Origin of the sequence: Ensifer sp. ENS03 (assembly GCF_014852035.1) — a bacterium.
Taxonomy (GTDB): Bacteria; Pseudomonadota; Alphaproteobacteria; order Rhizobiales; family Rhizobiaceae; genus Ensifer; species Ensifer adhaerens.
Window position 1 is genome coordinate 1,084,625 of the sequence record NZ_JACVAV010000002.1, and the last position, 24,948, is coordinate 1,109,572.

A 24,948-nucleotide genomic window follows, 5' to 3' on the forward strand; every position below is an offset into this window, starting at 1 on the left:
CTAAATAACTGTAAATTGTATCACTGGAATTGTTCGCCTTCGGTACAACCCCAAAAATGGTTGCCCGAAAATTCGCCTCAACCGTGCATCGCCGATCCGCCGACGCTGGCGATGTCGCCATCGATCACACCCAGCGCCCGCGCCAGGTGCCCCTCGAAAACCAGGCGCTGCTCGTCGGCAACGACCGTGATTTCCGGCGGCCCCTGAAGACGGATCTGCATCGATTGGGCAAGCCCCTCCTCGATCCCGGGCAGCATCAGATCGAAGTATCGGATGCCGGGTCCGGTGACATGGACCGGCATGCGCTCGTAGAGGCTCAACATGCGCGAGATGCCGTTGCCGAGCGCGATGCCGGCCTGGCGAAAGGCATAGCCGGCCATGCGGTGGCCCTGTCGTGCGCTGGCGGCAATCTTGTCGAGCTCCGTCACCGGAACGAACTTGGCGGGGATCGTGTCTGCCGGCACTTCGAACGCCGCGCGCAGGATGCCGTAGAACCCGGCCGCCGCCTCGATGCAGCCATAGGCGCCGCAGCGGCAAAGGCCCGCGGACGGCGCGTGCAGCATGTGGCCGAAATTCGGCGCGCTGACATCTATATCGCCGTTCTGGCTCTTGCGGGCAACCCCAAGGCCGATGCTGTGGCCGAGCGAGATCGCCGCAAGCGCCCTAAAGCCGCTCTCCGGCTTGCGCTCTGCCTGGGCGGCGAGGGCCTGCGCGACCAGAAGGGTTTCGTTGCTGAGCATGACCTTCGCCCGCCAGTCCGGCGCGAGCAGCGCGGCGAAATCCAGTTCCTCCCGCCCGAACACCGGCGACCACAAGAGCCGCGCGGACGCGCCGTCGACCAGGCCCTTGCTGCTGATAGAGACGGCCAGTACCTGGTTCCGCTCCAGTCTCGACCGCTGCAACAGGCGCTCGAGCGCATCGACGAATGCGCGGGCGAAAGGGGCCGTACCGCGCTCGTCGTGGTTTCTGCTTTCGTCGAAACGGTCGAGCAACGTGCCGCCGTAGTCGACCAGCGAATATTGCACGATGTCGGACGAGATCCGAACGACGATCAGATGACCGTGATCGCGGCGTGGCGTGAACAGCACCCGCGGCCGCCCGCGCCCGCCCTGGACCTGCTGCTCTGCCTTGGCGAGCGCACCAGCCTTTTCCAGTTCCGCCGTGATCGCCGAAACGGTCGCGGAGGCAAGCCCGGTCTCGGCAGAGATTTCCGTATGGGAGAGATTGCCGGCGCGCCTGAGCGCCGCAAGGACCAACGCGCTGTTTTGCTGACGCACGAGCTCAGTGCTGGACTTGGTCAGCATGAGACGTCCCTGTCAGTGGCGGATCCTTCGAACACATGCCCCTCCCAAAGCATCTGTTGAACGGCAAGACAAGGAGCAGAACGCCTTGTCGACAGCCTTGTGGCACCGATTTTCAGGGCGGTCGAGAAACATCGGACGCGACCGCTCGCGGAGCACCTTGTTGATGCCGCAACCACCGCTTTCGCACCGTGTTGACAGCCTCAAAAATCCATGACATTCATTTTCTCGACTGTCGAGAAAATAATTCCGCACAATGTAGCGGCACGATCTACGACAGCGTCTTAAGGCTGGCGGAGGATGGTGCGGGAGGTTCGCACGCTTGGCCGGCCCTCACTCGGGAGGATGAAATGAAAACCGTTTTGAAGCTGATGGCAGGGGTTGCCGTCATCGTTTCCCTGCATTCCGTTGCCCAGGCGAAGGACCTGGTCGTCGGCGTATCCTGGTCCAACTTCCAGGAAGAGCGCTGGAAAACCGACGAAGCCGCCATCAAGGCAGCCCTCGAAGCCTCGGGCGACAAGTACATCTCCGCTGACGCCCAGTCGTCCGCCGCCAAGCAGCTGACCGACATCGAGTCGCTGATCGCTCAGGGCGCCAACGCACTGATCGTGCTCGCCCAGGACAGCGACGCCATCGGCCCGGCGATCGAAAAGGCCGCTGCCGAAGGCATTCCGGTCGTCGGCTATGACCGCCTGATCGAAAACCCGGCCGCCTTCTACATCACCTTCGACAACAAGGAAGTGGGCCGCATGCAGGCCCGCGAAGTGTTCAAGGTCAAGCCGGAAGGCAACTATGTCTTCATCAAGGGCTCGTCCTCCGACCCGAACGCCGACTTCCTCTTCTCCGGACAGATGGAAGTGCTGAAGGAAGCCGTCGACGCCGGCAAGATCAAGAATGTCGGCGAAGCCTATACCGACGGCTGGAAGCCTGAAAACGCCCAGAAGAACATGGAGCAGTTCCTGACCGCCAACGACAACAAGGTCGATGCGGTCGTCGCTTCCAACGACGGCACCGCGGGCGGTGCAGTCGCAGCCCTCGATGCCCAGGGCCTGGCCGGCTCCGTTCCGGTCTCCGGCCAGGACGCCGACAAGGCGGCCCTGAACCGTGTTGCTCTCGGCACGCAGACCGTCTCGGTCTGGAAAGACAGCCGTGAACTCGGCAAGCGCGCCGCAGAAGTCGCCGTCGAACTTGCCGGCGGCAAGAAGATGGAAGAAGTCTCTGGCGTCACCACCTTCAACGGCGGGCCGAAGGGCGTGGCCATGCAGTCGGTCTTCCTGGCTCCCCTGCCGATCACCAAGGACAACCTGAACGTCGTCATCGACGCGGGCTGGATCTCCAAGGCTGAAGCCTGCCAGGGCGTCAAGGGCGACGTCGCGGCCTGCAAATAAGCCGCACCTGCAGAACTGAGCGCTGACAAAAGACAAGCGCCGCAACGCAACCCGTTGCGGCGCTTGCGCAAGGTGCGGACGCGGCGGACAATACCGCGACCGCGACCGCACAATCAGCACGAAGGCTCGGTTTCTGCCGTCGTACCGGACTTGTCGCGTCCACTTGGGGCTCTTGGTGCCACTGACGCGATGACATCAACAACATAAGTGGGGGGAAGGCACGTCCATGGCCGACATCACACAAGGCAACACAAAGGGCGCACAAACAAATCGCGCCCGTACAGCGGACGAGAACCCGGTAAAACGTTTCTTCCGCGCCACCGAGATCGACACCCGGCTGCTCGGCATGGTCGGCGCGCTCGTCATCATCTGGGTCGGCTTCCAGATCATGACCGGCGGGCTGTTCCTGACGCCGCGCAACCTGTGGAACCTGACGGTTCAGACCTCCTCCGTCGCCGTGATGGCGACCGGCATGGTGCTGATCATCGTCACCCGCAACATCGACCTCTCCGTCGGCTCCGTGCTCGGCTTCTGCGGCATGGTCATGGGGGTCATGCAGGCGAAGTTCCTGCCGCAATATCTCGGCCTCGAACACCCGGCCATCTGGATCATCACCCTTCTGAGCGGCATCGCCGTCGGTGCCGCCATCGGCGCGCTGCAGGGCTCGATCGTCGCCTTCCTCAACGTGCCCGCCTTCATCGTCACGCTGGGCGGCCTGCTCGTCTGGCGCGGTGCCACCTGGTTCGTCACCAGCGGCCAGACGGTCGCGCCGATGAACGCCACCTTCCGCCTGATGGGCGGCGGCACTGAAGGCTCGATCGGCGCAACGGCAAGCTGGATCGTCGGCATCCTTGCCTGCATCGCCATCGTCGCCGCCATCCTCAATTCGCGCAAGCAGCGCAAGCGCTTCCGCTTCCCGCTCCGTCCGATCTGGGCGGAGTACTTCCTGGCGATCCTCGGCTGTATCCTGGTTCTCGGCGCGATCGCCGTTGCCAACAGCTACTACTGGCCGACCAACATCGCCCGCAAATATGCCGACGCCAACGGCATCGCCTGGCCGGACGGCGGTCTGCTGATCTCGCACGGCATTGCCATTCCGGTGCTGATGGCGATCGCCGTCGGCATCGTCATGACCTTCATCGCCACCCGCCTGCGTTTCGGCCGCTACGTCTTTGCGCTCGGCGGCAACCCGGAAGCGGCCGAACTCGCCGGCATCAAGACCCGCTGGGTTACCGTCAAGATCTTCACGCTGATGGGCATCCTCTGCGCCATCGCCGCGGCGATCTCGACCGCCCGCCTCAATGCGGCAACCAACGCGCAAGGCGAACTCGACGAGCTCTACACGATTGCTGCAGCCGTCATCGGCGGCACCTCGCTTGCCGGCGGCGTCGGCACGATCGCCGGCGCCATGATCGGCGCGCTCGTCATGCAATCCCTACAGTCGGGCATGGTGCTCTTGGGGATCGACAGTCCGTTCCAGCGCATCGTCGTCGGCGTAGTCCTCGTCGTCGCCGTCTGGCTCGACACCGTCTACCGCGCCCGCGCCAAGTAAGGAGTACGATCCATGAAAGACCAACGCACTCCGCTTGTGGAAATGAAGAACATTTCCATCTCCTTCGGCGGCATTCACGCCGTGGACAACGCCTCCGTCGACCTCTACCCCGGAGAGGTCGTGGCGCTGCTCGGCCACAACGGTGCCGGCAAGTCGACGCTGATCAAGATCCTCTCGGGCGCCTACAAGCGCGATGCCGGCGAGATCCTGATCAATGGCGAGGCCGCCGACATCAACAACCCGCGCGACGCCAAGAAATACGGCATCGAGACGATCTACCAGACGCTCGCCGTCGCCGACAATGTCGACGCCGCCGCCAACCTCTATCTCGGCCGTGAGCTGCGCACCCCCTGGGGCACGCTCGACGACGTGGCGATGGAGGCCAAGGCCCGCGAAGTCATGGGGCGCCTCAACCCCAACTTCCAGCGCTTCAAGGAGCCGGTGAAGGCGCTTTCGGGCGGCCAGCGGCAATCGGTGGCGATCGCGCGCGCGATCCTCTTCGACGCCCGCATCCTGATCATGGACGAGCCGACGGCAGCCCTTGGGCCGCAGGAAACCGCCCAGGTCGGCGATCTCATCAAGCAGCTGAAGCGCGAAGGCATCGGCATCTTCCTGATCAGCCACGACATCCACGACGTCTTCGACCTCGCCGACCGCGTGTCTGTCATGAAGAACGGCCAGGTCGTCGGCCAGGCCCGCACCGAGGACGTCACCAAGGACGAGGTGCTCGGCATGATCATCATGGGCAAGGTGCCGCCAAAGGCGATCCCCGGCCCAGGCGCCATGCAGGTGGCGTAAGCCCAGCGTCGCACAAGACCACCCTCTCAATGACGCCGCGCCCCCCCCGGGCGCGGCGTTTCTATTTGCCCGATGGGGCTCGCCCCGCAGCACGGGCCGGCTCTGTGCCGCGCCCTTCCCCCGCGCTGCCGGCGCGAAAGATCAGCGTCCGGCTCAGCGCATAGTTCACCGAAAAGACCAGGAGCAGCGCCAGCGCCTGGGCAACGACATAGTGCATGACGGCCGATAGCAGCGTGAAGGCGACCGCGTTTATTCCGGCGCCGAAGGTCGACACCGCCAAGAACTTCGGCAACGCCTTCAGGTGCGGTTCATCGGATCGGAAGGTGAAACGCCGCTGCAGGAAATAGTTGACGACGACGGCAAAGTAGAAGGCGATGGTGGACGCATAGACCGGTTCGAGCCGCACCGTCTCGACCAAGACGGCGAGCGTGGCCACCTGCAGGCTCGCCGCGATGCAGCCGCAGGCGAAATAGCGAACAAAGCTCATATCCAGAAGGCGTCTCATCCGGTGCCTTTCGCATCGAGCGACATCCAGCGACTGGCGCATAGATGGTCGCCGCCTGGTCGAAAACAACGTTTTAGTAGCTTTTGCTTATAAGAGCAGCTAGAAATACAGGCAGTAAAGAGCAGACAACCGTATTCATCAAATCAGCGCCAGGCTCCTTTCGAGGGGCCGGCTTGATAACGGGGCTCGGCCATGTCGCAGCACTTTCAACAGGCCATCCTGGCGCTCGGCGAGGCGATTGCCCATGAACGCGGCGCTACCGATGACAGCCGGGGCGCCCTGGGCGTACGTGCGGCAGAGTTTCTGCTGAAAGTTCATCGTCAGATGCCCGACTATCTGCGCCCGCCCTTCCATAGTCTCGTGCTTCTTTTCAATGCCTGGCCGCTGCTGCGCAGAGGCAAGTTCTTTCATCAGCTTTCGCTCGACGACCGACTGGCCGAACTCGACAAATGGCGGCAATCCCGCCTCGAGTTCCGTCGGCGCTTCGTCGAGTTCCATATGTCATTGGCATTATTCTGTATTTACTCGGACCTTTACGGCCAGGATTACCAGCATGAACCTGCAACCGGAGCACCTGCTAGCCCCTGAGAGGCTTGCCCCCGACATCATCGTCATCGGCTCCGGCCCGGGCGGTGCGGTGACCGCCACCCGTTGCGCGGAGGCAGGCAAGTCCGTGCTGATGATCGAGGAAGGTCCGCATCTGGCGCTCGAGTCTGCGCCGCATTTCTCTCGCGAGGAAATCCTTCAGAAGTACCGCAACGCCGGCATCAACATCGGCTTCGGCGCGACGAAGATCGCCTATGTCGAGGGCTGCTGCGTCGGCGGCGGCAGCGAGATCAACCGCGGCCTCTACCACCGCACGCCGCAAGCGGTGCTCGACCGCTGGCGCCGCGACTATCGGGTCGATGCCCTGACGCTCGAAGAACTGACCCCGCATTTCGACGCCTGCGAGGCAGTAGCCCGGGTCGAATACCTGCCTGGCCCTGCGCCGCAGCTGTCGACACGGCTCGATGAGGGTGCGCAGCGGCTCGGATGGTCTTCCCTCGAAGTGCCGCGCCTCTATGCCTACGCCGCCGCCGGGGCCGGCGGATCTCCGGGCCGCAAGCAATCGATGTCGGCAACCTTCGTGCCGCGCTTCCTCGACGCCGGCGGTATGCTGCTCGCCGATACCTGCGCGACCAAGCTTACCCATGCGAACGGGCGGTGGACGGTGCATGCGCGCAGCAAGGGACCGGCGGGCACGCGCCAGATCGAACTGAAGGCAAAAACCGTCTTCGTTGCCGGCGGCGCGGTGCAGACCCCGTGGCTGCTGCGCCGCTCCGGCATCACGCGCCATGTCGGCGACAGCTTGCGCTTCCATCCGATGCTGAAGGTGGTGGCAGTCTTCCCCGACGAACTCAACACCCCTGGCGAACTCGAACCGGTCCACCAGATCAAGGAATTCGACCCCCGCTTCAGCATGGGCTGCTCGATGAGCAAACGGCCGGCGCTGGCGCTGGCCATGGCGGCACACCCGGAGATGATCGATGCGGTCGATCGGGACTGGCGGCGCATGGCGATCTACTACGTGCAGAGCACCGGCGGATCCGGCAAGGTGAGATCCCTGCCCGGCTTTCGCGATCCCTTGGTGCGGGTCGGCCTTCAACCGTCGGACCTGAAGGAACTGGCGGTCGGCCTTGCACGCCTCGCCGAAGTGCTCTTTGCAGCCGGTGCCCTTGCGGTTTATCCGAGCATTCCGGGCTATCCCGTGCTGAAATCGCTGGCCGATATCGCCAAGCTTCCCGAAACGCTCCCTCCCAAGCAGGCAAACGCCACTGCGCTTCACCTCTTCTCCTCCTGCCCGATGGGCGAGGACGCCGAGAAATGCGCTGCGAGTTCGTTCGGACGCGTGCATGGCGCCAGCAATCTCTACATCGCCGACGCTTCGCTTCTGTGCGGGCCGACGGTCGTCAATCCACAAGGGACAGTGATGGCCGTCGCGCATCGCAACGTCACACGCGCGCTCGAGGATCGGGCGATCTGATCAGAAAACTTCCGCAGACAGGGGCTGGAGGGACATATGCGACATCTCATCACCGGCGGATCAGGCTTCATCGGCAACCTCGCAGCTCGACGGTTGCGCGAACACGGCGACGAGGTGCGGGTGCTCGACCTCTGGGAGGATCGTTCCCGCCCGGCGGACATCGAGTTCGTCAATTGCTCCGTGCTCGACCGCGACGGCGTGCGCGCCGCCATGCGCGACGTCGACGTCGTCCACCACAATGCGGCGCTGGTGGCGCAGACGGATGCGGGGCGCGACTACTGGAACGTCAACGTCGAGGGGACCCGTATCGTCTGCGAGGAAGCCGCAAGAGCGGGCGTCCGGTCGCTGATCCATGTCAGTTCGACCGCCGCCTACGGCATCCCGCCTTCCGGCCCGATCACGGCGACAACCCCGCTTCGCCCGGTGGAGCCCTATGGAAAATCGAAGCGCGCCGGCGAAGAAGCGGCCGAGGCCATCTGCACGGCCGCCGATATGACCCTGATCACCATCCGGCCCCGCGCCACCCTTGGCGGCGGCCGGCTCGGCATCTTCCAGATCCTCTTTGAATGGATCAGCGAAAACCGCGCCGTCTATGTCATCGGATCCGGCAACATCAAGTTCCAGTTCGTCCACGCCCATGATCTCATGGATTTCTACATGCTGGCGCTCAAGGCCGGTCGGAGCGGCACCTACAATGTCGGCACCGACAGCTTCGGCACGCTGCGCCATGACCTGGAGGCCCTGATCCGCTATGCCGGCAGCACATCGAAAGTCCGGAGCCTTCCGACCGCCGCCACCATCAACACGCTGCGGGCGCTGCATTGGCTGAGGGTCTCGCCGCTGGTGCCCTGGCACTACCTCACCTACCACAAGGAATGCTACTTCGACGTCGAGCCCCTGCTTGCCATGGGCTGGCGGCCGAAATACTCCAACGAAGCCATGCTGCAGGAGAGCTACGACTGGTATCGCCAAAGCGCGAAGCTCGCGTCAGCCGTCACCGCAAAGAGCCCGCACCGCGCGCCGCTCAAGCAGGGCGCGCTCTGGCTGCTCAAGATGATATCGTAAGCGAGCGGGGCGCCGGAGCCGGCGCGCCCATCGGCTGCGGCTCCGTCACTGGCCAAAAGATCTCGTCGTCATAGCCGCGGAACGTATCGACGCCGGCAATTGGGCTTGCGCTGCGAATCAGGGCGCGCATGCCGTGGCTCTGCGCCACCGCCCAGTCGCGCTCCACCCGGTCGCCAATCATGATCGCCTGCTCCGCCGGCACCTGCGCACGATTGAGCACATGGGCAAGACCGGCCGGATGCGGCTTCAAAGCGCCGACTTCGGGATCCATGGCGGAGACGACGATACTGGCGCCAAGGCCAAGCGCCTTCAGTTTCTCCGACGCCGGATAGTCGGACAAAACCGCAATCGTCTTTCCCTGAACCGCAAGGCCGGCAAACACCCGCTCGACGCCGTGGCACCGGCAAGCCGGAAGGAGATCGAGCGGACGCCGTTCGATCCATTCCTCGACCGTCTTCCGGACGCTCTCCGGCGACTGCCCGCACCGCTCCGCAGTCAGTTCGTATTGCCGGGCTGCCACATCGGTCGCCAACGCATCGCCCAGTTCCTCGCGGCAGTCGCGAAAGGCGCGCAGGATGCGGATGGTGCCAAGGCTGCACCTGCGCGCCGCGTCCGCAACAAGCCGCAGCAGCATCCGCGCCCGCAGCCGCCGCTGGTCGTAGAGCGTGCCGTCGAGATCGAACACCACGAGGCGCACCCGATCCCAATCCACCGGTCCGTTTGGCAAGGCTCCGTTCGGCAGCGTCGAACCGGTCATTGCAGCGACGATATCGGCACGAGGAAAGAAGCGGCCAGGAAGTCCAGCATCGGCACGTTGACGAAGCTCGCGAACAGGAAGACGGCGATGGTCAAGGTCAGCATGACGTCCAGCCGCCGGGAGTGAAACAGCCTTTCCGGCCGTTGCACCACCGATCCGGGGCGCGTGGCAAGCCAGAGATAGACGGCGAAGAGGCCGCTAATGAACGGAAAGACGAGGATGTATTCCACCCGGTATTTCACCAGGAAAACGCCAAGCAGAAACGCCGTCATCATCGCGTAGACGAAGCAGGAAACGGTGAGGCTCTCCTCGGTGTAGTATTCGAACGACCGCCTATATTTCTTTAGGACGGCGACCCCCGCATTCGCGGCGATGTCGCGATACTCCCCGAGCCGCTTGGCCGCCATCAGGAAGGCGCCGGCCATCCAGTAGGCCGCAAGCACGCTGACCGGCGGCAAGGTCACCTGATCGACGATGGCCCAGCCGAGCAGGAAGCGGATCGGATTGTTGAGGCATTCCGTCAGCACATCGAGATAGGGCTTGTCCTTCGCCCGGATGGGCTCGACGTTGTAGAGGATGCCGGACAGCAGGAAGAGCAGCGACGTGGCAAAGAACAGCTTGCCGACGACCGACGCAAGCAGCAGTCCGATGACGGCAAGCAGCAGATATTCGCCGTAGACGATGCGCGGCTGCATCTCGACGACGACGGCGCGACGTTGTGATTTGGTCGGATGGGCCGCGTCGCGTTCCCGGTCGAGCCACTCGTTGATGACGTAATTGGCCGATGCGATCGAGACGGCGCTCAGAAGCCCCACGGGAATATTGATGACGAGAGCGGCCGGATCAGGCTCGCTGAGGGCACAGGCAAGGATCAGCCCAGGCAGGATGAAGACGTGCTTGGTGACATGGTCGAACCGGGCCAGCGACAGGTAGTCGCTCGCCCTCCCCCGCGGTTGGGGCCCCAACGCCTCGATAGGCGTCGTCTCTTCCGGGTTTGCTGGCATGTCCCTCTCCTTGTCTAGAGACCACGCGCCTGATTCGGGACGCCTACGGCGCGCCGGTACTTGCCGTCTGGTAGATGCGACCGTCCCGCTCGGAGCGCACGAGCTTCAGCTTGGCGAGTTTGACGAGCTCTTTCTCCGTTACCAGGTAGAACCGCCAGTCGATCGCATCGACGAAGACGACATAGGCATTCTTCTGCGCCATATCCTCGCGAAACCGCTCTAGCTGTACGTCGAGCGAACCCGCATCACTCTCAAGGCCGGTTCGCCTTTCGCTGTGGGAGGGGATCCAGTCCGTCGAGCGGCGCGTCAGGAAATTGAGCGGGTCGCACGCATTGGTGAAGATGACCGCATCTGCCGGCAACGCCCTGACTGCGCGCACGATCGGCGACGACTTCCAGGCCGTGCTCTGAAACCCCACCCCGTCACGGAAGGCCTCCGCCGTCTGGGCGGTGCTGCGCAGTCCGTGGATGGCGAGAAGGCAGAGCAGGATCAGCGCAAGCGAACGCCGGGCGACAGGTGCTGCATCGACGCGACCGCAATAGTCCGCCGCCGCAATTACCAGAACGAAGATGATGGCGACATAGAAGGGAAGCGAGTAGCGCGAATTAAGCTGCAGGTTCGCCTCCACATGCACGGCGAGCACGACGAACAGCAGATAGAAATATCCAAACAGGCCGAAGATGAGGGTCATCAGATCGTGGTCGTCCGGCCGGCGTTCGGGCCAGTTTCGCTTCAGCGTCTGCACCAGAACAACCGTCGCCGCGACAAGCGCGAGAAGCAGCACCGGGATGCGGATCACCTGCGGCACCTGGCTCGGCAGGAGAAAGCTCGCCAGAAGCGACAGCCCGCCTAGCCAGCGATCGGCATCGGCATTGCCATAGAACCAGAGCGCGCGGCCGACCGACCGGCCGACAAGCAGCTTGCTGACGATCACCCAGGCGAGAAAGATACCGGCGCTAGCAGCGAACAGGAGGACGACGTCGAGGAGCCTTTGGCGAAGGGATCGCGCCGAATTGTAGAAGAGCGCGATTGTGGCAAAGGCCGCCCCGACCGGAGGCGCCACGAAGCGAGCGAGCATGGCAAGCCCGACGCAGGCAGACGAGGCAAGCAAGGGCCCCCGCCCTTCACCGCGCATATAGCGAATGAAGAAACGGATGGCGAGAAATGTCAGCGCAAGGAACAGCGCCTCCGACATCGCTATCGTGCTCGTCCAGAGGAATGTCGGATTGACGATGATCAAAAGCGTTCCGACGGTCACGAAGAACGGTTGATCCGGCAGCGCCGTCCTGAACAGCGAAAAGACGAGCCAGGTATTGAGAAGATAAAGCAGAAAGGCGATGCCGAGCGCGACATGCTCAAGCGCAAACCCAAGGGATCCCCCGGCACCCAGCATCCACGCGTAAAGCGGCGCGTCATAGGGCGTGCTGACGATCTGCATGTAACGCGTCGAATCCGGTAGGATGCCGATACCGTTCCACGTGTTCAGCACGAAAAGCACGGCCGCGAGAGCAACAAGAAACATCAATGCGGGATCGGAGCGCAGCCTCTCCAACGCCGGTTCGCCGGTCGTGAGATATCGGTTGACCAAAACTTGCCCCCTCGCCTGAAACAATTACGCGAGCACTGGGTACTGGAGCACTTGGTTACTGGAACGCTTGCCTACTTGAGCACTGGCACTTTAATTTAGAATTATCTTTAATGCAGAATTTATAACGCGCCGCCTTTCGTCGCAAGGACGTTCGCCTGACCAATTCTAGCTACATCGGGTGGGTGATCCCGTCAGATGGGTTGGCCGTCGCCCGGCGCCATTGCCCGAAGCGATGCGCCGCGACCACAACGCAAGCACAGGATGGCGGTTTCTACCACAATCTCTTGCAATGACCATTGAAGCGACGCGCAAGCTAGGCTAAGAACCGCTCACAGCCTGCTTCGGCGGCCCTGCCGCCAACGGATGCACCCGTAGCTCAGCTGGATAGAGTGTTGGATTCCGATTCCAAAGGTCACAGGTTCGAATCCTGTCGGGTGCGCCATTTTACGTCCTGAAATTTTTGATTGATAACGTGCCGTCTTCAAGATGCGAGAAGCGCTGGTTGATGGCAGGCAATCCGTACATGTCCGCGCCCTTCCGATTTTCCTAGACTACCGTTTCGGCCTCGAGTGCCTGCAATTCCCTGAAGGAAGCCATCCACCCCTCGGGAAGGCCGTGTGACGCGTTCACCGGCGTGTCGGGCGCTTCGATATGGATCGCTTGGTTAACCCAGACCAATCCGCAATAGACCTTCATGAGATATGCCCGCTTCTGCCAGCGCGAAAGCGGCCACTGAGGATTGGCACCGCAAGCGATCTGCGACACCAGTTCCCCACCGTCCACGCTCTGGTCGACGCGATGAAGCGAACAGCCGAGCAGGCGAGCCTTCGCTTCATAGGCGTCCTCCACGCCTCTCAGCCCCTTGAACGCCGGCAAGGCTGCCGGATGGATGTTGAACGTATCGACGCTATCAAACAGTTCGCTCGAAACCAGACGGTCAAAGAACAGCAGTATATTGTTGACGCGCAGGTCTTGAAGGGCTGCGGCCACCTTGCTGGAAAACAGCTTCCTGTCTCGCTCTTCGATGCGGATGTGCTTCGCGTTGACGCGGCCGGCAACCACCTCCGCCCCACACCCTCTATCAGTGATCACCGTGAAATCGACGCCGTCGTGTCGAACAATGCGAGCCACCTGTTCAAACGCAGCCCCACCAGAAGATACAAGGACGGCGAGTTTCATGTCTTGCGCTCCGTAAATATTTTACCGCCCCGAGGAATGCCCCGACATGGCGCAGCTACCGCGTCGCACGTCTGGTGAGACGCTGAAAGCACTGTAGGTTTTCGAACTGCCGCACTTTCCATCCGTGTGGATGCCATGAAAGGACGCATGACGCAGAGGCAGGCAGACGGAAGTATCAGATCACCCCCTGCTTTGAGAAGACTATGGCACTTGCGCTTCAACCGATTGATGCGGCGGCCGCCGTGCTCTGTCGTTCCGCGAAACACAGGGCAACATATTCGTCGACCGATGGGCCAACGAGAAAAGTACCGGGCTGCGCATAGCCACACCCGCCCGTTTGTGGCTATGCGCCCTGGTCTTCTGTGCTGAACGACGCGCTGATGGCCAACACATGGAGTCCATTCCGCGTTGGCGGAAGCGACCGCCCACGGTCGTTGGAAGCCGCCGCCCGCTCAAGTCGCGTCGCGTTCCGTCCTGAGGTTGGAGACGACGCGCCGGTTCTGGACCTTGCAAGAGCGCTCGGTGCAGTCGCGCACCTCGCGGTCGTTGCCGTAGCCTTTGGCCCACAAGCGATTGGGGTCCACACCCTTGGACACCAGATAGGCCATTACCGCATCGGCGCGTTTCTGCGACAGCGTTTCCATCTTGGAAGCGGAGCCGCTGTCGTCGGAGAAGCCCTGTAGCTTGACCAGCCAGCGCGGGTTGCTGTTGAGCCAGATCGCCTGCTTGTCGAGTGTCGCCTTGGCGACGCTGTCGAGTGCGGAGGAATCCTGGGTGAAGTAGGTCCGGCGGCCGACATTGAGGATAAAGTCCTCTTCGGTACCGACCGATACGGTTTCGAAGCCGGGTGCCGGGTCGTCGGTTTTTCCGGTCATCGGCACGGCTGCGGGCTCTTCGACTGCGGCCATCTCGGTGGTGTTGCAGGAAGCAAGCGTCAAGAGAATGGCGGCCGCGGAAAGCAGCCTCGTCAATCCGGTCATAGCGGGCATCGGGTGATATTCCTCATTCGACCGGAGTTGCGACCGGGGTTGCTTGGCTGACCTCGGGGGCCTTTTCGGCGATATGCGGCAGCACCTGCACCGCCGTGCCGATGGGGCAACGCTGGTAAAGGTCGATCGCATCCTCGTTGAACATGCGGATGCAGCCGCTGGAGGCATCCTTGCCGATGCTGCCCGGCTCCAGCGTGCCATGGAAGCGGTAGCCGGTATCGACGCCGTCGCGCAGCAGGTACATGGCGCGCGGGCCGAGCGGATTTTTCGGCGAACCGCCCTCGACGAACTCAGGCAGTTCGGGGTGGCGCTCACGCATCTCCGGTGGCGGCGTCCAGCGCGGCCACAGCGATTTCCTGTCGATCGTCGCCCGGCCGTACCATTTGAAACCCTCTTTCCCGACGCCGACGCCGTAGCGGATGGCCGTCTTGTTCTCCATGATCAGGTAGAGAAAGTGGTGCCTGGTATCGACGACGACTGTGCCGATCGGCTCGCTGCTGAAATACTTGACGACCTGGCGCTGCCATTTCCTGTCAATGTTGGCGAAATTGGTGCTCCGGTATGTCACGCCGTTATCCACGGCCGGGCCGGAAAAATAGGCTGTCGCCTTTGCCAGTGCCGGGCTCTGAAGCGCATTGGCGCCAAGCAGCGCCAAACCACCAAGCATAGTCTCCCTGCGGGTCCACACCATCGGCAATATCCCCCGAAAGCCAATTAGCGAGGCTGCAGTAAATCAGATTTTTGAACTGCTACAACAGAAAATTCTCAAGCATCGATTCTTTCGCGACGGCCGGACAATAGATTGGATCTTCTCGGCGTTCGTGGCAAACGAACAGCCGGCAGACATCGCCAGCCCACCGCGGACGTGCCTTCGCCCGCCTCGCCGTTGCAATGCTGCGCGGCGCCGGCTGCGGCGCAAGCGTCAGCTGCGTTTACCGGCAATATTCAGCGAACTACTTGATATCGCGTGCCTGGCCTGACGCCCTGAGCTCCGCGAGCGTCTTTCCAAGGCAACTCCCGCCGGCATCAGAGCCAACCGCCTTGGCCGCGCCGTCCAGCGTGATCGTACCGGCGAAGTTGTCAGAAGCCTGATAGGTTGCGGTTCCATCCGCCGTCACCTTGGACAGATAGAAGGCGTGCTGGGTGCCCTTGTATTCGCAGGCAACGGCAAACGGAAATTGATCGAATAGGACGCCTTCGGCACGTGCCGAAGTACCGAAGGACTGAACGCTGGTCGCAACCAGCAGTACTGCCAGAGACTTGGACATATTCGCAGAGCGTATGCGCACCATCGATCCCCCAACCCAGTTAGATAAAGGTATCCGTCGAGCGCGATGGTGCCGCCAAGCGTGCGCTTTGACAAGCCCGACTGGCAGATTCAAGCACAGCAAATATCGACCAGCGGTTGGCCGCTCCTTCCCGCTTCAAGCGGATGGCGCCAAGGAACAGGCGGCAGGCGTCACGCCAGCGCAAACAAGATCGTTCTGAACGGCCAGTCACGCCGGATGGCTGAAGCGGGCGATCTGCGCGCCCCGCATCAGGTTGCGGAAATTCGCGCCGCTCATGTGCACCAGCGTCCGGTGATCGCCGCCTTCGAAATAGACGTCGCTCACATCGCCGAGGCTTTCGTCTAGCAGCACCGGCACGTCATAGGCCGAACCAACCGGCGGCACGGCGCCGATGTCGCAATCGGCAAAGAGATTGCAGACCTCCTCTTCCGAAGCGAGGCCGAGGCGGCGGTCCATTACGTCCTGCAGGGTCGAGAGTTCGACCCGGTGCGTGCTCGGCACGACGGCGAGCACGTAGCCCATTTCGTGGTGAACGACCACGGATTTGGCAAGCCGGCTGCCCGGCACATGCGCCGCCCGTGCCGTCTGGCTGGTGGTCGCGGTGCGGTGATGGTCGACGGTGTCATAGGCGACACCCGAACCGTCGATATAGTCCTGAAGTTTTCTGGCGATCGTCATCGTCGACACCCCTTCTCTCTCGTGGTGGCGCGGAGAGGTTATTGTCCTCCCATCCCTCACGAAGTCAACGACGGGCGGCGACGATCCTGTTCGGCAGCAAAGGGAGCGCCTGGTCGCGCGGCGACATTTGCGAGACCGGCAACGGCCAGGCGATCGCGAGCCCCGGATCGAGCGGGTTAAGCCCGCCTTCGGCCTCGGGCGCATAGGGCTTGTCGTGCAGATAAATCAGCTCGCAATCCTCGGTCAGCGTCTGGAACCCGTGGGCAAAACCGCCAGGGATCATCATCGAGCGACCATTGTCCGCACTCAGCACCTCCCCGTGCCATTGCAGATAGGTCGCAGAATCCGGCCGCAGGTCGACCGCCACATCGAAGACAGCGCCGGAAAGGCAGGAGACGAATTTCGCCTCGTCGTGCGGCGCCTGCTGGAAGTGCAGGCCGCGGATCGTGCCTGCTGCCTGCGTCAGGGTATGGTTGATCTGCGCGATCTTTCCATCGCCGCCGAAATCGGCCAGCGCCTCGCGACAGAAGAAGCGCGAGAAGAAACCGCGATCATCGCCCCTGCGTTGCCGCTCGACGACGATGAGACCCGCTATGGGTGTAGAAATTCGATCGAATCGCGACATGGTTCCTTCCGCCAGAGACCAAGGACTACCCGTCTTTTCGCCCTTAAGAAACCGGCCTTGACCGTATTTGCAATTGCCGACATGAAAGCGTTCACAGGAAAGCGTTGCGAATCGGCGAAAGCGCCAGGGATCGCGATTCGCGGTCGAGAGCGTATCCATAGGTTGTATCCGAAGAAGGGCATCAGACAGCAATGGCAGTGGAAGACGATCGTCTCGCATTCGAAGCCCACAAGACCGAAATGGCCCTTGCGCTCGGCAAGGATCAGGGCGCTTTCCAGCAGGCACACGACACTGTGGTAGCGCTCGACAAGTACGACTACTCCTATCTCTGGTCGTTCATGGGCGTGCCGATCATCCAGATGCCGGCCGATGTCATGGCGACCCAGGAGGTCATCTGGAACACCAAGCCAGACATCATCATCGAGACGGGCGTTGCCCGCGGCGGCTCGATGATCTTCATGGCCGCAATGCTGCAACTGATCGGTAAAGGCAAAGTCATCGGCGTCGATATCGATATCCGCGCCCACAATCGTGACTCGATCGAAAACCACCCGATGTCCTCGCGCATCACGCTGATCGAGGGGCCGTCGACGACGGCCGAAACGCTGGCGAGGGTCGCGGCCGAAATCCCAGAGGGTGCTTCGGTCATGGTGGTACTCGACAGCGACCACAGCCGTGATCACGTGCTGGACGAATTGCGGAACTACGGACCTCTGGTGACCGAAGGGCAATATCTCGTGGTCGCCGACACGCTGCTTGGCTATGGCGACGCGTCTCAGACACCTACGAAGCGCTCGAAAATCTGGCATCCGGGCGATGAGCCCTACGCCGCGCTCAACGCCTACCTCAAGGAAACGGATCGCTTCGAAACGGACCCGGTTCTCAACGGCAAGCTTGTGCTTTCGAGCTCCCCCGGAGGCTATCTGAAGTGCGTGCGCAACTAGGAACCGGAGATATCCCAAGCGCGCTGTTCGAGGGTCCTTGCCACGACACGGATGGAGACCTCGACACCATCTTCGCGCCGGACGAGCCCCACGTATGACCGCCGTCGTCATCTCCCAGCCGATGCTTTTTCCCTGGCCGGGCTTTTTCGAACAACTGGCGCTTGCCGACGGCTACATCTACCTCGACGATGCCCAATTCTCGAAAGGCAGCTTCACCAATCGCATCCAACTCCTGAAAGGCAACGATCGTTGCTGGATGACGATACCGCTTGCGGGAAAAGGAAGCTTCCAGAAGATCCAGGACCTTTCGGCGACCGCCGACAACTGGCGCGCCAGCCATCGCTCGTTGCTGCGCCAGTCGCTTGATGGCGCGCCCTACATCGATGACGCGCTGGCAATCTTGGACGAGGTCTACGCCAACGACAGCCTGTGTGATCTTCTGATTGCGAGCACCGAGGTCCCGGCCCGCTATCTCGGCATCGGCTTCGAACGCATCATCCGGCGCTCCCGCGACATGGCTTCGAATGGAACGTCCTGGCAGCGCGTGCTCGACCTGGTGCTTGAGGCGAATGGAACGCGCTATCTGACCGGACACGGCGCTGCCAACTATCTCGATCATCAGGCCTTCGAAGCTGCCGGTGTTTACGTCGAATACATGAATTACAGCTGCACGCCGTGGCCCCAGCCCCGCGAAACCTTCACGCCTTATGTTTCCGTCCTGGACCTCATTGCGCGCACTGGGCCCGATGCGCGCAAGCATTTGTTACCAAAAACCATTTCGTGGCGGGAATTCCTGAAGGAGGAAGCAAGCGTATCATGAAGAACGGCACCATCATTTCCGAAAGCGCGCGCCAGGAATTCGAGACCAAGGGTTATCACGTCGTACCCGGCTTCTACGACATTCAGTCAGAGATTGCGCCGATCCACGAAGGCATCCGCCAGACCCTCGAACTGATCTGCAACAAGTACGGCGTCGACGCCCCGACCGACACGGCGCACGAGGCGATGACGATCGCCTATCGCAAGCTCATTGCGGTCAACCGCTCCTGGGGCGGTGAAGTCTATGATGCGATAAAGCAGATTCCTGCCTTCATGCGGCTCGTCAGCTCGGCTGCCAACGACGAGGTCTTTAAGGCACTTCGGCCCGGCAGCATCCCGGGCATCGCAGCTGGCGGCTACGGCATGCGCATCGACAATCCCGGCGAAGAAAAGTTCCGCGCGCAGTGGCATCAAGAATTCCCCTCGCAACTGCGCAGTGTCGACGGCATCGTTTTCTGGACGCCGCTTTTGCCGGTCACCGAAGACATGGGTCCGGTCCAGATTGCCGAGGGGTCGCAGGCCGAAGGTCTCGTTCCGGTCTATGAAGACGACGCCGGCGCTGGCAAGACCGGCGCCTATGCGTTGCATCTTCACAAGGGTGAAGAGCGGCTTGCCCGCTACAAACACGTTGCTCCCATGAGCAGGCCCGGCGATCTGATCCTGATGGACTTCCTGACCTTGCATCAGTCGGGTCACAACGTTTCGCAGACGCCGCGGTGGAGCATCCAGTTCCGCTATTTCAACTACGCCGAGCCGCTCGGCATCCGCATCGGCTGGAAGGGCTCGTTCGCCGCAGGCGTAAAGTTCGCCGAGGTTCTGCCGGAGCTGGTTGCACCGCAGGGAGAATTGGCATGACGAACTGCCGTGTGTGCGGCGGCCACATTGGCGCACCGACCTACGACGTGCCCGCGCCGGCGCTGACCTCGATCATGACGCTGCTCGACGTACCGACACGCGTCTTCGTCTGCGGCGCTTGTGGACATGCGCAAAGCGACGATATTCCCGATATCCAAGCCTTCTACGACACCGGCTACCGGATCTCGCTGACCAGCGAAAATCATGATCAGATCTTCGCGGTCGCAACCGATGGCACGATCACCTATCGCACCGATCACCAGGCCGCACTGGCGCTGCGGTTGCTCGATCTGCCCGAGGGCGCCTCAATCCTCGACTATGGGGCAGCAAAGGCAGTGACACTGCGCAAGATGGTTGCGAACCGCAGCGACTTGCGTCCGCACGTCTTCGACGTCAGTGCCGATTATGCGGCCGCCTGGCAGGGCTGGGTGCCGGAAGCGGCCCAGGCCACCTACGCCGCGCCCGAAGGCTGGCAGAACAAGTTCGACGCCGTCATGAGCCACTTCGTCATCGAGCACGTGGCCGATCCCGTCGGCTTCATGCGCGACGTGCGCAACCTCCTGCGGCCGGGCGGCAGCTTCCTGTTTTCCATGCCCGATGTCGCCGGCAACCCGGGCGACATGGCCGTCGCCGATCACGTCAACCATTTCAGCGAAGCCTCGCTCGCCCATGCCCTGGCAAGCGTCGGGTTCGAACTGCAGGTGATCGACTCGACCTCGTTCCCTGGCGCCTTCTTCGTCGTTGCAAAGCGCGCGGAAGCGACCGTCGAGGCCGCCCACACGTCGAAATCCGCCGCCGATGCGGCCAAGGAAGCCCGCGACATCTGCGCCTTCTGGGATCGGGCGTCGGAAACGCTCGCGGGCGGGGCAGATCGCTACGCCAAGCGCAAGGTCGCGATCTACGGCGCCGGTTTCTACGGAAGCTGGATCTACTGCCGGATCGGCCAGGCCGTCGATGTCGTGGCATTCCTCGACCGCAACGAGAACATGAAGGGCGCCACCCATTTCGGCATCCCGGTGCTTTCGCCTGAGGACCTGCCAGCGGAAGCCGAAGCACTGTTCATCGGCCTCAACCCGCTGAAGGCCCGCGCTGCGATTGCCGCGCAACCCTGGCTGCAGCGGCCTGGGCTCGACCACGTCTGGCTCTGACAAGAGCACACAGCAAGAAGCCGGAGCGGGACGAAACTAGACAAAATCCCGCCCGGCATCCACGCCCCTTTCGAACTCCCGGTTCTCACCAAGCGCTCCCCATGAAGCCCCGCATCCTCTACACCAAACCTTCGATCACCGACCGTGAAGTGACCTATGCGACCGATGCGGCGGCCAATGGCTGGGGCGAACGCTGCTACGACTACATCAACCGCTTCGAGGCGGCCTTCGCCGCGCATCTCGGCACGACGCACGCGATCTCGACATCGAGCTGCACCGGCGCCCTGCACATGGGGCTTGCGGCACTCGGCGTCGGAGCCGGCGACGAAGTGATCCTTGCGGACACCAACTGGACGGCGTCTGCCGCGCCGATCGTTCACCTCGGCGCAAAACCGGTCTTCGTCGACGTGCTTGCCGACAGCTGGTGCATCGACCCGGAAAAGGTCGAAGCGGCAATCACGCCAAGAACCAGGGCGATCCTTGCGGTTCACATCTACGGCAATCTCTGCGACATGGACCGGTTGCTTGAGATCGGCGCCCGGCACGGCATTCCTGTTGTCGAGGATGCGGCCGAAGCGCTCGGGTCCGAGTGGCATGGACGCAAGGCCGGGTCGCTCGGCGCCTTCGGCGCCTTTTCCTTCCACGGCACCAAGACGGTGACGACCGGCGAAGGCGGCATGTTCGTCACCAGCGATGCGAAGCTCCATGAAAAGGTGCTGACGCTCTCCAATCACGGCCGCGCCCGCGGGCAGAAAAAGCAGTTTTGGCCGGACGAGATCGGTTTCAAATACAAGATGTCGAACCTGCAGGCCGCCGTCGGCCTCGCGCAGATCGAGCGCGTCGGCGAGCTGGTCGATCGCAAGCGAGAAATCTTCTACGCCTATCGCGAGCAGCTTGCAGGCGTGAATGCCATTGCCATGAACCCAGAGCCGGAGGGAACGAAGAACGGCTTCTGGATGCCGACCGTCGTCTTTGCGCCGGAAACCGGCGTCACCCGGGAGGCTTTGCAGAATGCCTTTGCGGCCGAGAACATCGACGCCCGTGTCTTTTTCTGGCCGCTGAGTTCGTTGCCGCCCTTCGACGAGGTGCCAGCGAACACCGTGGCCTATGACCTGCCCGGCCGCGCGATCAACCTGCCGAGCTATCACGACATGACATCCGACGAGATCGGCCGCGTGGTCGAGGTCCTGCGAGGCCGCCTCGCCGCCTGAGAGCAGGCGCGCGCAGACCACCTCCGCGCAAGGTCGCCAGGATATTAGGACTTTGCAATGCGCCATGCCGAGTGGCCGGCGCAAATACGGGGCGGTCGCATGAAAATCGTCATTCTCGCCGGTGGCTACGGCACGCGGATCTCGGAGGAGAGCCATCTCCGGCCAAAGCCGATGATCGAAATCGGCGGGCGGCCGATTCTCTGGCACATCATGAAGATCTACAGCCACTACGGCTTCTCGGATTTCGTGATCTGCCTCGGCTATCGCGGCTACATGATCAAGGAATACTTCGCCAACTATGTGCTGCATTCCTCCGACGTCACCTATTGCATGGCGACGGGTGAAACCCTGTTCCATTCGAACAAGGCCGAGCCCTGGCGCGTGACGCTCGTCGATACCGGAACGGACTCCATGACCGGCGGGCGCCTGAAACGCGTGGCCGACCATCTCGGCGATACGTTCTGCCTCACCTATGGCGACGGCGTTGCCGACATCGATATCAAGGCGCTGACCGACTTCCACCGCCATCACGGCCGCCAGGCGACGGTCACCAGCGTGGTCCCGCCCGGCCGCTATGGCGCGCTTGCTGTCAGCGACGGGCGGGTCAGAAGCTTCATCGAAAAGCCGGCAGGCGACAACGGTCACATCAATGGCGGCTTTTTCGTCCTCAACCGTTCGGTGCTCGATCGCATCGAAGGCGATCAGACGCCGTTCGAAGCGGAGCCTCTGGAAGGTCTCGCCGCAGACGGCCAGTTGATGGCCTTCGAACACGCCGGTTTCTGGCGCCCGATGGATACGTTGCGCGACAAGAACCAGCTCGAAGACCTCTGGCAGAGCGGAGCGGCCCCGTGGAAAGTCTGGGCATGAGCAGGCTTGCGGACCCGTCCTTCTGGGCCGGAAAACGGGTGATGCTGACGGGCCACTCCGGCTTCAAGGGAAGCTGGGCCTGCCTGTGGCTGACGCAAATGGGCGCTGAGGTGACCGGATACGGCCTGTCACCGGCGGCCACCCCCTCGCTGCACGCACTGCTCGGATCGGAATCGGCGACCAACGAACATTTCGCCGACATCCGCGACGGCGACACGCTGGCATCCGCCGTCCGCGCTTGCGACCCGCAGATCGTCCTTCACATGGCGGCCCAGCCTCTGGTTCGCGAAAGCTACCGGACGCCGGTCGAAACCTTCGACGTCAACGTCATGGGCACGGCGCGCCTGCTGGAGGCAACACGCGCAGCCCCTGCCCTCAAGACCGTCCTTGTCGTCACCACCGACAAGGTCTACCGCAACGACGAAAGCGGCCGGCATTTTCCGGAAGACGCCGTGCTCGGTGGCCACGATCCTTATTCCGGTTCGAAGGCCGCCTGCGAGCTGGTCGTTTCGACCTGGCGGGATTCCTATCTGCGTGAGCGCGGCATAAGGGTGGCAACCGCCCGTGGCGGCAACGTGCTCGGCGGCGGCGATTTTTCCGCGGACCGGCTGGTTCCGGATATCGTTCGCGCTGCCCTTACGGGCGAGACGCTGGACATCCGCAGTCCGATGGCGACACGTCCCTGGCAGCACGTGCTCGACTGCCTCAACGGATACTTCGTCTATGCCGAGGCGCTTCATGGCGGCCAGACCGATGTGACGGCGCTGAATTTCGGCCCGGCTCCCGACGAGCGACAGATCCCGGTTCGGGACGTTGCCGCCGCCATCCAGACCGCAATGGGCTTGCCCACGCAATGGCGTGACGCGTCATCCGAGGACCAGCCGCACGAAATGAAGACGCTCGGCCTCGATCCGGCACTTGCCGGACGGACGTTGTCATGGGCAACCCGTCTATCGCAGGACGAGGCGATCGCCTGGACCGCCCACTGGTATGACGGCTGGCGCCGCGGCGCTGACGCCCGTGATCTGACACTCAGCCAAATCGACGCATTCATGAGAGGCTAACGACTTCGATGTCCCACAACTGCCGTTTCTGCTCGACACCGCTCAAGACCGTCGTTGCCGACCTGGGCTCCACGCCCTGGTCCAATTCCTTTCTCGAACCGACGAAGGAAGCCATCGCCCGCGAGCGATCGTTTCCGCTGAAGGCGATGGTCTGCTCCGAGTGCCTGCTGGTGCAGACGACGGAAAACGTGCCGGCCGATGAAATCTTCACCGACGGCTACGCCTACCTCTCTTCCTTCTCCACAAGCTGGCTCGAACACGCACGCCGCTACGCCGAGAGCATGACCGAACGCTTCGCGCTCGATGACAATTCGCAGGTCGTCGAGATCGCCTCGAACGACGGCTATCTGCTGCAGTATTTCGTCGCCAAGGGCATCCCGGCGCTCGGCATCGAACCGGCCGCCAATGCCGCGCGACTGGCCGAGGAGCGGCAGGTCCCGACCGAGGTCGCCTTCTTCGGACGGGAGACGGCAACCGAACTCGTCAAGCGTGGCGTTCGCGCCGACCTCACGGCGGCCAACAACGTGCTCGCCCATGTGCCCGATATCGCCGACTTCGTCGGCGGCTTCGCCATCCTGCTGAAGCCCGATGGCGTTGCGACGTTCGAGTTCCCCCATCTGCTGCGTCTGATGGAAGGCGTGCAATTCGACACGATCTACCACGAGCACTATTCCTATCTGTCGCTGGCGGCCGTCGAACGCATCTTCGAAAGCTCAGGCCTCAAGGTCTTCGACGTCGAGGAACTGCCGACCCATGGCGGTTCGCTGCGCGTCTATGCGCAGCTGAGGTCCGGCGTGCGCGAGACCACGCTGGAACTCGAGCGGTTGCGAGCGACTGAGGCGCTTGCCGGGCTGATGCGGATGGAGACCTACACGGCATTCGACGACCGCATCGCCGCCGTCTGCAAGGATTTTCAGAATTTCCTGGCGAACGCCAAGGCGGAGGGAAAAACCGTAGCCGCCTATGGCGCCGCTGCGAAAGGCAACACGTTCCTCAATGTCTGCGGGCTGTCGCCCAGCGAAATCGCCTTTGCCGTGGACCGCAATGACCTGAAGCAGGGCAAGCTCCTGCCCGGTACCCATATTCCGGTGCACGCGCCGACGGTCATCGAGGATGCAAAGCCCGATTATCTCGTCATCCTGCCCTGGAACCTGAAGACGGAAATCGTCGCCGACAACGAGGCGATCCGCGACTGGGGCGGCCGCTTCGTCGTCGCCATTCCGAAGCTGAGCGTCTTCTAATCCTAGACGCCAGGAAGTGTGGACAGTCCTCAACCAGACCGCGTTGAGCCGCCCAAAA

The 24,948-nt window shown here is 62.6% G+C and carries 25 protein-coding genes and 1 tRNA gene; 15 read left to right on the forward strand and 11 right to left on the reverse strand.

Features of this window, described 5'->3' with window-relative positions; translation table 11 throughout:
- Positions 1-77: 77 nt before the first annotated feature.
- Positions 78-1,304: an ROK family transcriptional regulator gene (locus IB263_RS12025; RefSeq protein ID WP_192438537.1), complete on the reverse strand. Its 1,227-nt coding sequence runs from the start codon at positions 1,302-1,304 to the stop codon at positions 78-80.
- Positions 1,305-1,651: 347 nt separating this feature from the next.
- On the opposite strand from IB263_RS12025, the gene xylF reads away from it, so the two are divergent.
- The 3 genes from xylF (at position 1,652) to IB263_RS12040 (ending at position 5,039) form a co-directional block, all read left to right on the forward strand.
- Complete coding sequence (xylF, locus tag IB263_RS12030) at positions 1,652-2,689, forward strand: D-xylose ABC transporter substrate-binding protein (protein ID WP_034793921.1); 1,038 nt, start codon at positions 1,652-1,654, stop codon at positions 2,687-2,689.
- Between the two features lie 226 nt (positions 2,690-2,915).
- Positions 2,916-4,241 (forward strand): sugar ABC transporter permease, encoded by a 1,326-nt coding sequence (locus IB263_RS12035; RefSeq protein ID WP_060518850.1) that lies wholly within the window; start codon positions 2,916-2,918, stop codon positions 4,239-4,241.
- 12 nt (positions 4,242-4,253) lie between these two features.
- Positions 4,254-5,039, forward strand: coding sequence for an ATP-binding cassette domain-containing protein (locus tag IB263_RS12040; protein ID WP_034793927.1), 786 nt, complete (start codon positions 4,254-4,256; stop codon positions 5,037-5,039).
- 61 nt (positions 5,040-5,100) lie between these two features.
- On the opposite strand, the gene IB263_RS12045 is transcribed toward IB263_RS12040, so the two are convergent.
- The gene (locus IB263_RS12045) at positions 5,101-5,544 is read right to left on the reverse strand and encodes a GtrA family protein (protein WP_162741305.1); all 444 of its coding nucleotides are present in this window, start codon (positions 5,542-5,544) and stop codon (positions 5,101-5,103) included.
- 192 nt (positions 5,545-5,736) lie between these two features.
- Here IB263_RS12045 and IB263_RS12050 point away from each other — a divergent pair, with 192 nt between their 5' ends.
- Genes IB263_RS12050 through IB263_RS12060 form a run of 3 tightly spaced genes read left to right on the forward strand, consistent with a single transcriptional unit; the run spans position 5,737 to position 8,632 of the window.
- Entirely contained in the window at positions 5,737-6,132 is a 396-nt protein-coding gene (locus IB263_RS12050) for a hypothetical protein (protein ID WP_060605073.1), read from the forward strand.
- Positions 6,098-7,567 carry a GMC family oxidoreductase N-terminal domain-containing protein gene (locus tag IB263_RS12055; RefSeq protein ID WP_210338238.1) on the forward strand — a complete coding sequence of 490 codons (1,470 nt, stop codon included), beginning with the start codon at positions 6,098-6,100 and terminating at the stop codon, positions 7,565-7,567. Before IB263_RS12050 ends, IB263_RS12055 begins: the two co-directional genes overlap by 35 nt.
- 36 nt (positions 7,568-7,603) lie before the next feature.
- Positions 7,604-8,632 carry an NAD(P)-dependent oxidoreductase gene (locus IB263_RS12060; RefSeq protein ID WP_192438538.1) on the forward strand — a complete coding sequence of 343 codons (1,029 nt, stop codon included), beginning with the start codon at positions 7,604-7,606 and terminating at the stop codon, positions 8,630-8,632.
- Here IB263_RS12060 and IB263_RS12065 read toward each other — a convergent pair.
- Genes IB263_RS12065 through IB263_RS12075 form a run of 3 tightly spaced genes read right to left on the reverse strand, consistent with a single transcriptional unit; the run spans position 8,616 to position 11,915 of the window.
- Positions 8,616-9,389, reverse strand: coding sequence for an HAD family hydrolase (locus tag IB263_RS12065; RefSeq protein WP_090298132.1), 774 nt, complete (start codon positions 9,387-9,389; stop codon positions 8,616-8,618). The genes IB263_RS12060 and IB263_RS12065 overlap by 17 nt on opposite strands.
- Positions 9,386-10,393: a UbiA family prenyltransferase gene (locus IB263_RS12070; RefSeq protein WP_127889390.1), complete on the reverse strand. Its 1,008-nt coding sequence runs from the start codon at positions 10,391-10,393 to the stop codon at positions 9,386-9,388. Before IB263_RS12070 ends, IB263_RS12065 begins: the two co-directional genes overlap by 4 nt.
- A gap of 43 nt (positions 10,394-10,436) precedes the next feature.
- Positions 10,437-11,915, reverse strand: a complete 1,479-nt coding sequence (locus IB263_RS12075) for a glycosyltransferase family 39 protein (protein WP_192438539.1) — start codon at positions 11,913-11,915, stop codon at positions 10,437-10,439.
- 431 nt (positions 11,916-12,346) lie between these two features.
- Here IB263_RS12075 and IB263_RS12080 point away from each other — a divergent pair.
- Positions 12,347-12,423, forward strand: a tRNA-Arg gene (locus IB263_RS12080).
- A 104-nt stretch (positions 12,424-12,527) separates the two neighbouring features.
- On the opposite strand, the gene IB263_RS12085 is transcribed toward IB263_RS12080, so the two are convergent.
- The 6 genes from IB263_RS12085 to IB263_RS12110 form a co-directional block, all read right to left on the reverse strand.
- Positions 12,528-13,160, reverse strand: coding sequence for a formyltransferase family protein (locus IB263_RS12085; protein WP_113293885.1), 633 nt, complete (start codon positions 13,158-13,160; stop codon positions 12,528-12,530).
- A 452-nt stretch (positions 13,161-13,612) separates the two neighbouring features.
- Positions 13,613-14,149: an OmpA family protein gene (locus tag IB263_RS12090; RefSeq protein WP_034793945.1), complete on the reverse strand. Its 537-nt coding sequence runs from the start codon at positions 14,147-14,149 to the stop codon at positions 13,613-13,615.
- Between the two features lie 13 nt (positions 14,150-14,162).
- Positions 14,163-14,840, reverse strand: a complete 678-nt coding sequence (locus IB263_RS12095) for a L,D-transpeptidase (protein WP_034793947.1) — start codon at positions 14,838-14,840, stop codon at positions 14,163-14,165.
- A 262-nt stretch (positions 14,841-15,102) separates the two neighbouring features.
- Positions 15,103-15,417: a hypothetical protein gene (locus tag IB263_RS12100; RefSeq protein ID WP_051659302.1), complete on the reverse strand. Its 315-nt coding sequence runs from the start codon at positions 15,415-15,417 to the stop codon at positions 15,103-15,105.
- A 228-nt stretch (positions 15,418-15,645) separates the two neighbouring features.
- Complete coding sequence (locus IB263_RS12105; RefSeq protein ID WP_034794215.1) at positions 15,646-16,116, reverse strand: aminoacyl-tRNA deacylase; 471 nt, start codon at positions 16,114-16,116, stop codon at positions 15,646-15,648.
- 64 nt (positions 16,117-16,180) lie between these two features.
- Positions 16,181-16,741, reverse strand: a complete 561-nt coding sequence (locus IB263_RS12110) for a dTDP-4-dehydrorhamnose 3,5-epimerase family protein (protein WP_034794218.1) — start codon at positions 16,739-16,741, stop codon at positions 16,181-16,183.
- A 191-nt stretch (positions 16,742-16,932) separates the two neighbouring features.
- Here IB263_RS12110 and IB263_RS12115 point away from each other — a divergent pair, with 191 nt between their 5' ends.
- From IB263_RS12115 to IB263_RS12150, 8 genes are all read left to right on the forward strand, one after another.
- On the forward strand, positions 16,933-17,685 hold the full coding sequence (locus IB263_RS12115; RefSeq protein ID WP_060518869.1) for a cephalosporin hydroxylase family protein: 753 nt from the start codon (positions 16,933-16,935) through the stop codon (positions 17,683-17,685).
- A gap of 94 nt (positions 17,686-17,779) precedes the next feature.
- Positions 17,780-18,505: a WbqC family protein gene (locus tag IB263_RS12120; RefSeq protein WP_192438540.1), complete on the forward strand. Its 726-nt coding sequence runs from the start codon at positions 17,780-17,782 to the stop codon at positions 18,503-18,505.
- Positions 18,502-19,359: a phytanoyl-CoA dioxygenase family protein gene (locus IB263_RS12125; RefSeq protein WP_192438541.1), complete on the forward strand. Its 858-nt coding sequence runs from the start codon at positions 18,502-18,504 to the stop codon at positions 19,357-19,359. Before IB263_RS12120 ends, IB263_RS12125 begins: the two co-directional genes overlap by 4 nt.
- Positions 19,356-20,507 carry a class I SAM-dependent methyltransferase gene (locus tag IB263_RS12130; protein ID WP_034793964.1) on the forward strand — a complete coding sequence of 384 codons (1,152 nt, stop codon included), beginning with the start codon at positions 19,356-19,358 and terminating at the stop codon, positions 20,505-20,507. Before IB263_RS12125 ends, IB263_RS12130 begins: the two co-directional genes overlap by 4 nt.
- A 101-nt stretch (positions 20,508-20,608) precedes the next feature.
- Positions 20,609-21,718 (forward strand): DegT/DnrJ/EryC1/StrS aminotransferase family protein, encoded by a 1,110-nt coding sequence (locus IB263_RS12135; protein WP_113293888.1) that lies wholly within the window; start codon positions 20,609-20,611, stop codon positions 21,716-21,718.
- A gap of 99 nt (positions 21,719-21,817) precedes the next feature.
- Entirely contained in the window at positions 21,818-22,585 is a 768-nt protein-coding gene (rfbF, locus tag IB263_RS12140) for a glucose-1-phosphate cytidylyltransferase (protein WP_034793969.1), read from the forward strand.
- A complete protein-coding gene (gene rfbG, locus IB263_RS12145; protein ID WP_113293889.1) occupies positions 22,582-23,649 on the forward strand; it encodes a CDP-glucose 4,6-dehydratase in 1,068 nt (355 codons plus the stop codon). The genes rfbF and rfbG overlap by 4 nt, the downstream gene beginning before the upstream one ends.
- Before the next feature lie 8 nt (positions 23,650-23,657).
- Entirely contained in the window at positions 23,658-24,890 is a 1,233-nt protein-coding gene (locus tag IB263_RS12150; protein ID WP_113188929.1) for a class I SAM-dependent methyltransferase, read from the forward strand.
- Positions 24,891-24,948 lie beyond the last annotated feature (58 nt).

Coding starts and splice junctions, on each gene's coding strand:
- IB263_RS12025 (WP_192438537.1), bottom strand. CDS start 1,304: ATGCTGACCAAGTCCAGCACTGAGCTCGTGCGTCAGCAAAACAGCGCG.
- xylF (WP_034793921.1), top strand. CDS start 1,652: ATGAAAACCGTTTTGAAGCTGATGGCAGGGGTTGCCGTCATCGTTTCC.
- IB263_RS12035 (WP_060518850.1), top strand. CDS start 2,916: ATGGCCGACATCACACAAGGCAACACAAAGGGCGCACAAACAAATCGC.
- IB263_RS12040 (WP_034793927.1), top strand. CDS start 4,254: ATGAAAGACCAACGCACTCCGCTTGTGGAAATGAAGAACATTTCCATC.
- IB263_RS12045 (WP_162741305.1), bottom strand. CDS start 5,544: ATGAGACGCCTTCTGGATATGAGCTTTGTTCGCTATTTCGCCTGCGGC.
- IB263_RS12050 (WP_060605073.1), top strand. CDS start 5,737: ATGTCGCAGCACTTTCAACAGGCCATCCTGGCGCTCGGCGAGGCGATT.
- IB263_RS12055 (WP_210338238.1), top strand. CDS start 6,098: ATGAACCTGCAACCGGAGCACCTGCTAGCCCCTGAGAGGCTTGCCCCC.
- IB263_RS12060 (WP_192438538.1), top strand. CDS start 7,604: ATGCGACATCTCATCACCGGCGGATCAGGCTTCATCGGCAACCTCGCA.
- IB263_RS12065 (WP_090298132.1), bottom strand. CDS start 9,389: ATGACCGGTTCGACGCTGCCGAACGGAGCCTTGCCAAACGGACCGGTG.
- IB263_RS12070 (WP_127889390.1), bottom strand. CDS start 10,393: ATGCCAGCAAACCCGGAAGAGACGACGCCTATCGAGGCGTTGGGGCCC.
- IB263_RS12075 (WP_192438539.1), bottom strand. CDS start 11,915: ATGTTTCTTGTTGCTCTCGCGGCCGTGCTTTTCGTGCTGAACACGTGG.
- IB263_RS12085 (WP_113293885.1), bottom strand. CDS start 13,160: ATGAAACTCGCCGTCCTTGTATCTTCTGGTGGGGCTGCGTTTGAACAG.
- IB263_RS12090 (WP_034793945.1), bottom strand. CDS start 14,149: ATGCCCGCTATGACCGGATTGACGAGGCTGCTTTCCGCGGCCGCCATT.
- IB263_RS12095 (WP_034793947.1), bottom strand. CDS start 14,840: ATGGTGTGGACCCGCAGGGAGACTATGCTTGGTGGTTTGGCGCTGCTT.
- IB263_RS12100 (WP_051659302.1), bottom strand. CDS start 15,417: ATGTCCAAGTCTCTGGCAGTACTGCTGGTTGCGACCAGCGTTCAGTCC.
- IB263_RS12105 (WP_034794215.1), bottom strand. CDS start 16,116: ATGACGATCGCCAGAAAACTTCAGGACTATATCGACGGTTCGGGTGTC.
- IB263_RS12110 (WP_034794218.1), bottom strand. CDS start 16,741: ATGTCGCGATTCGATCGAATTTCTACACCCATAGCGGGTCTCATCGTC.
- IB263_RS12115 (WP_060518869.1), top strand. CDS start 16,933: ATGGCAGTGGAAGACGATCGTCTCGCATTCGAAGCCCACAAGACCGAA.
- IB263_RS12120 (WP_192438540.1), top strand. CDS start 17,780: ATGACCGCCGTCGTCATCTCCCAGCCGATGCTTTTTCCCTGGCCGGGC.
- IB263_RS12125 (WP_192438541.1), top strand. CDS start 18,502: ATGAAGAACGGCACCATCATTTCCGAAAGCGCGCGCCAGGAATTCGAG.
- IB263_RS12130 (WP_034793964.1), top strand. CDS start 19,356: ATGACGAACTGCCGTGTGTGCGGCGGCCACATTGGCGCACCGACCTAC.
- IB263_RS12135 (WP_113293888.1), top strand. CDS start 20,609: ATGAAGCCCCGCATCCTCTACACCAAACCTTCGATCACCGACCGTGAA.
- rfbF (WP_034793969.1), top strand. CDS start 21,818: ATGAAAATCGTCATTCTCGCCGGTGGCTACGGCACGCGGATCTCGGAG.
- rfbG (WP_113293889.1), top strand. CDS start 22,582: ATGAGCAGGCTTGCGGACCCGTCCTTCTGGGCCGGAAAACGGGTGATG.
- IB263_RS12150 (WP_113188929.1), top strand. CDS start 23,658: ATGTCCCACAACTGCCGTTTCTGCTCGACACCGCTCAAGACCGTCGTT.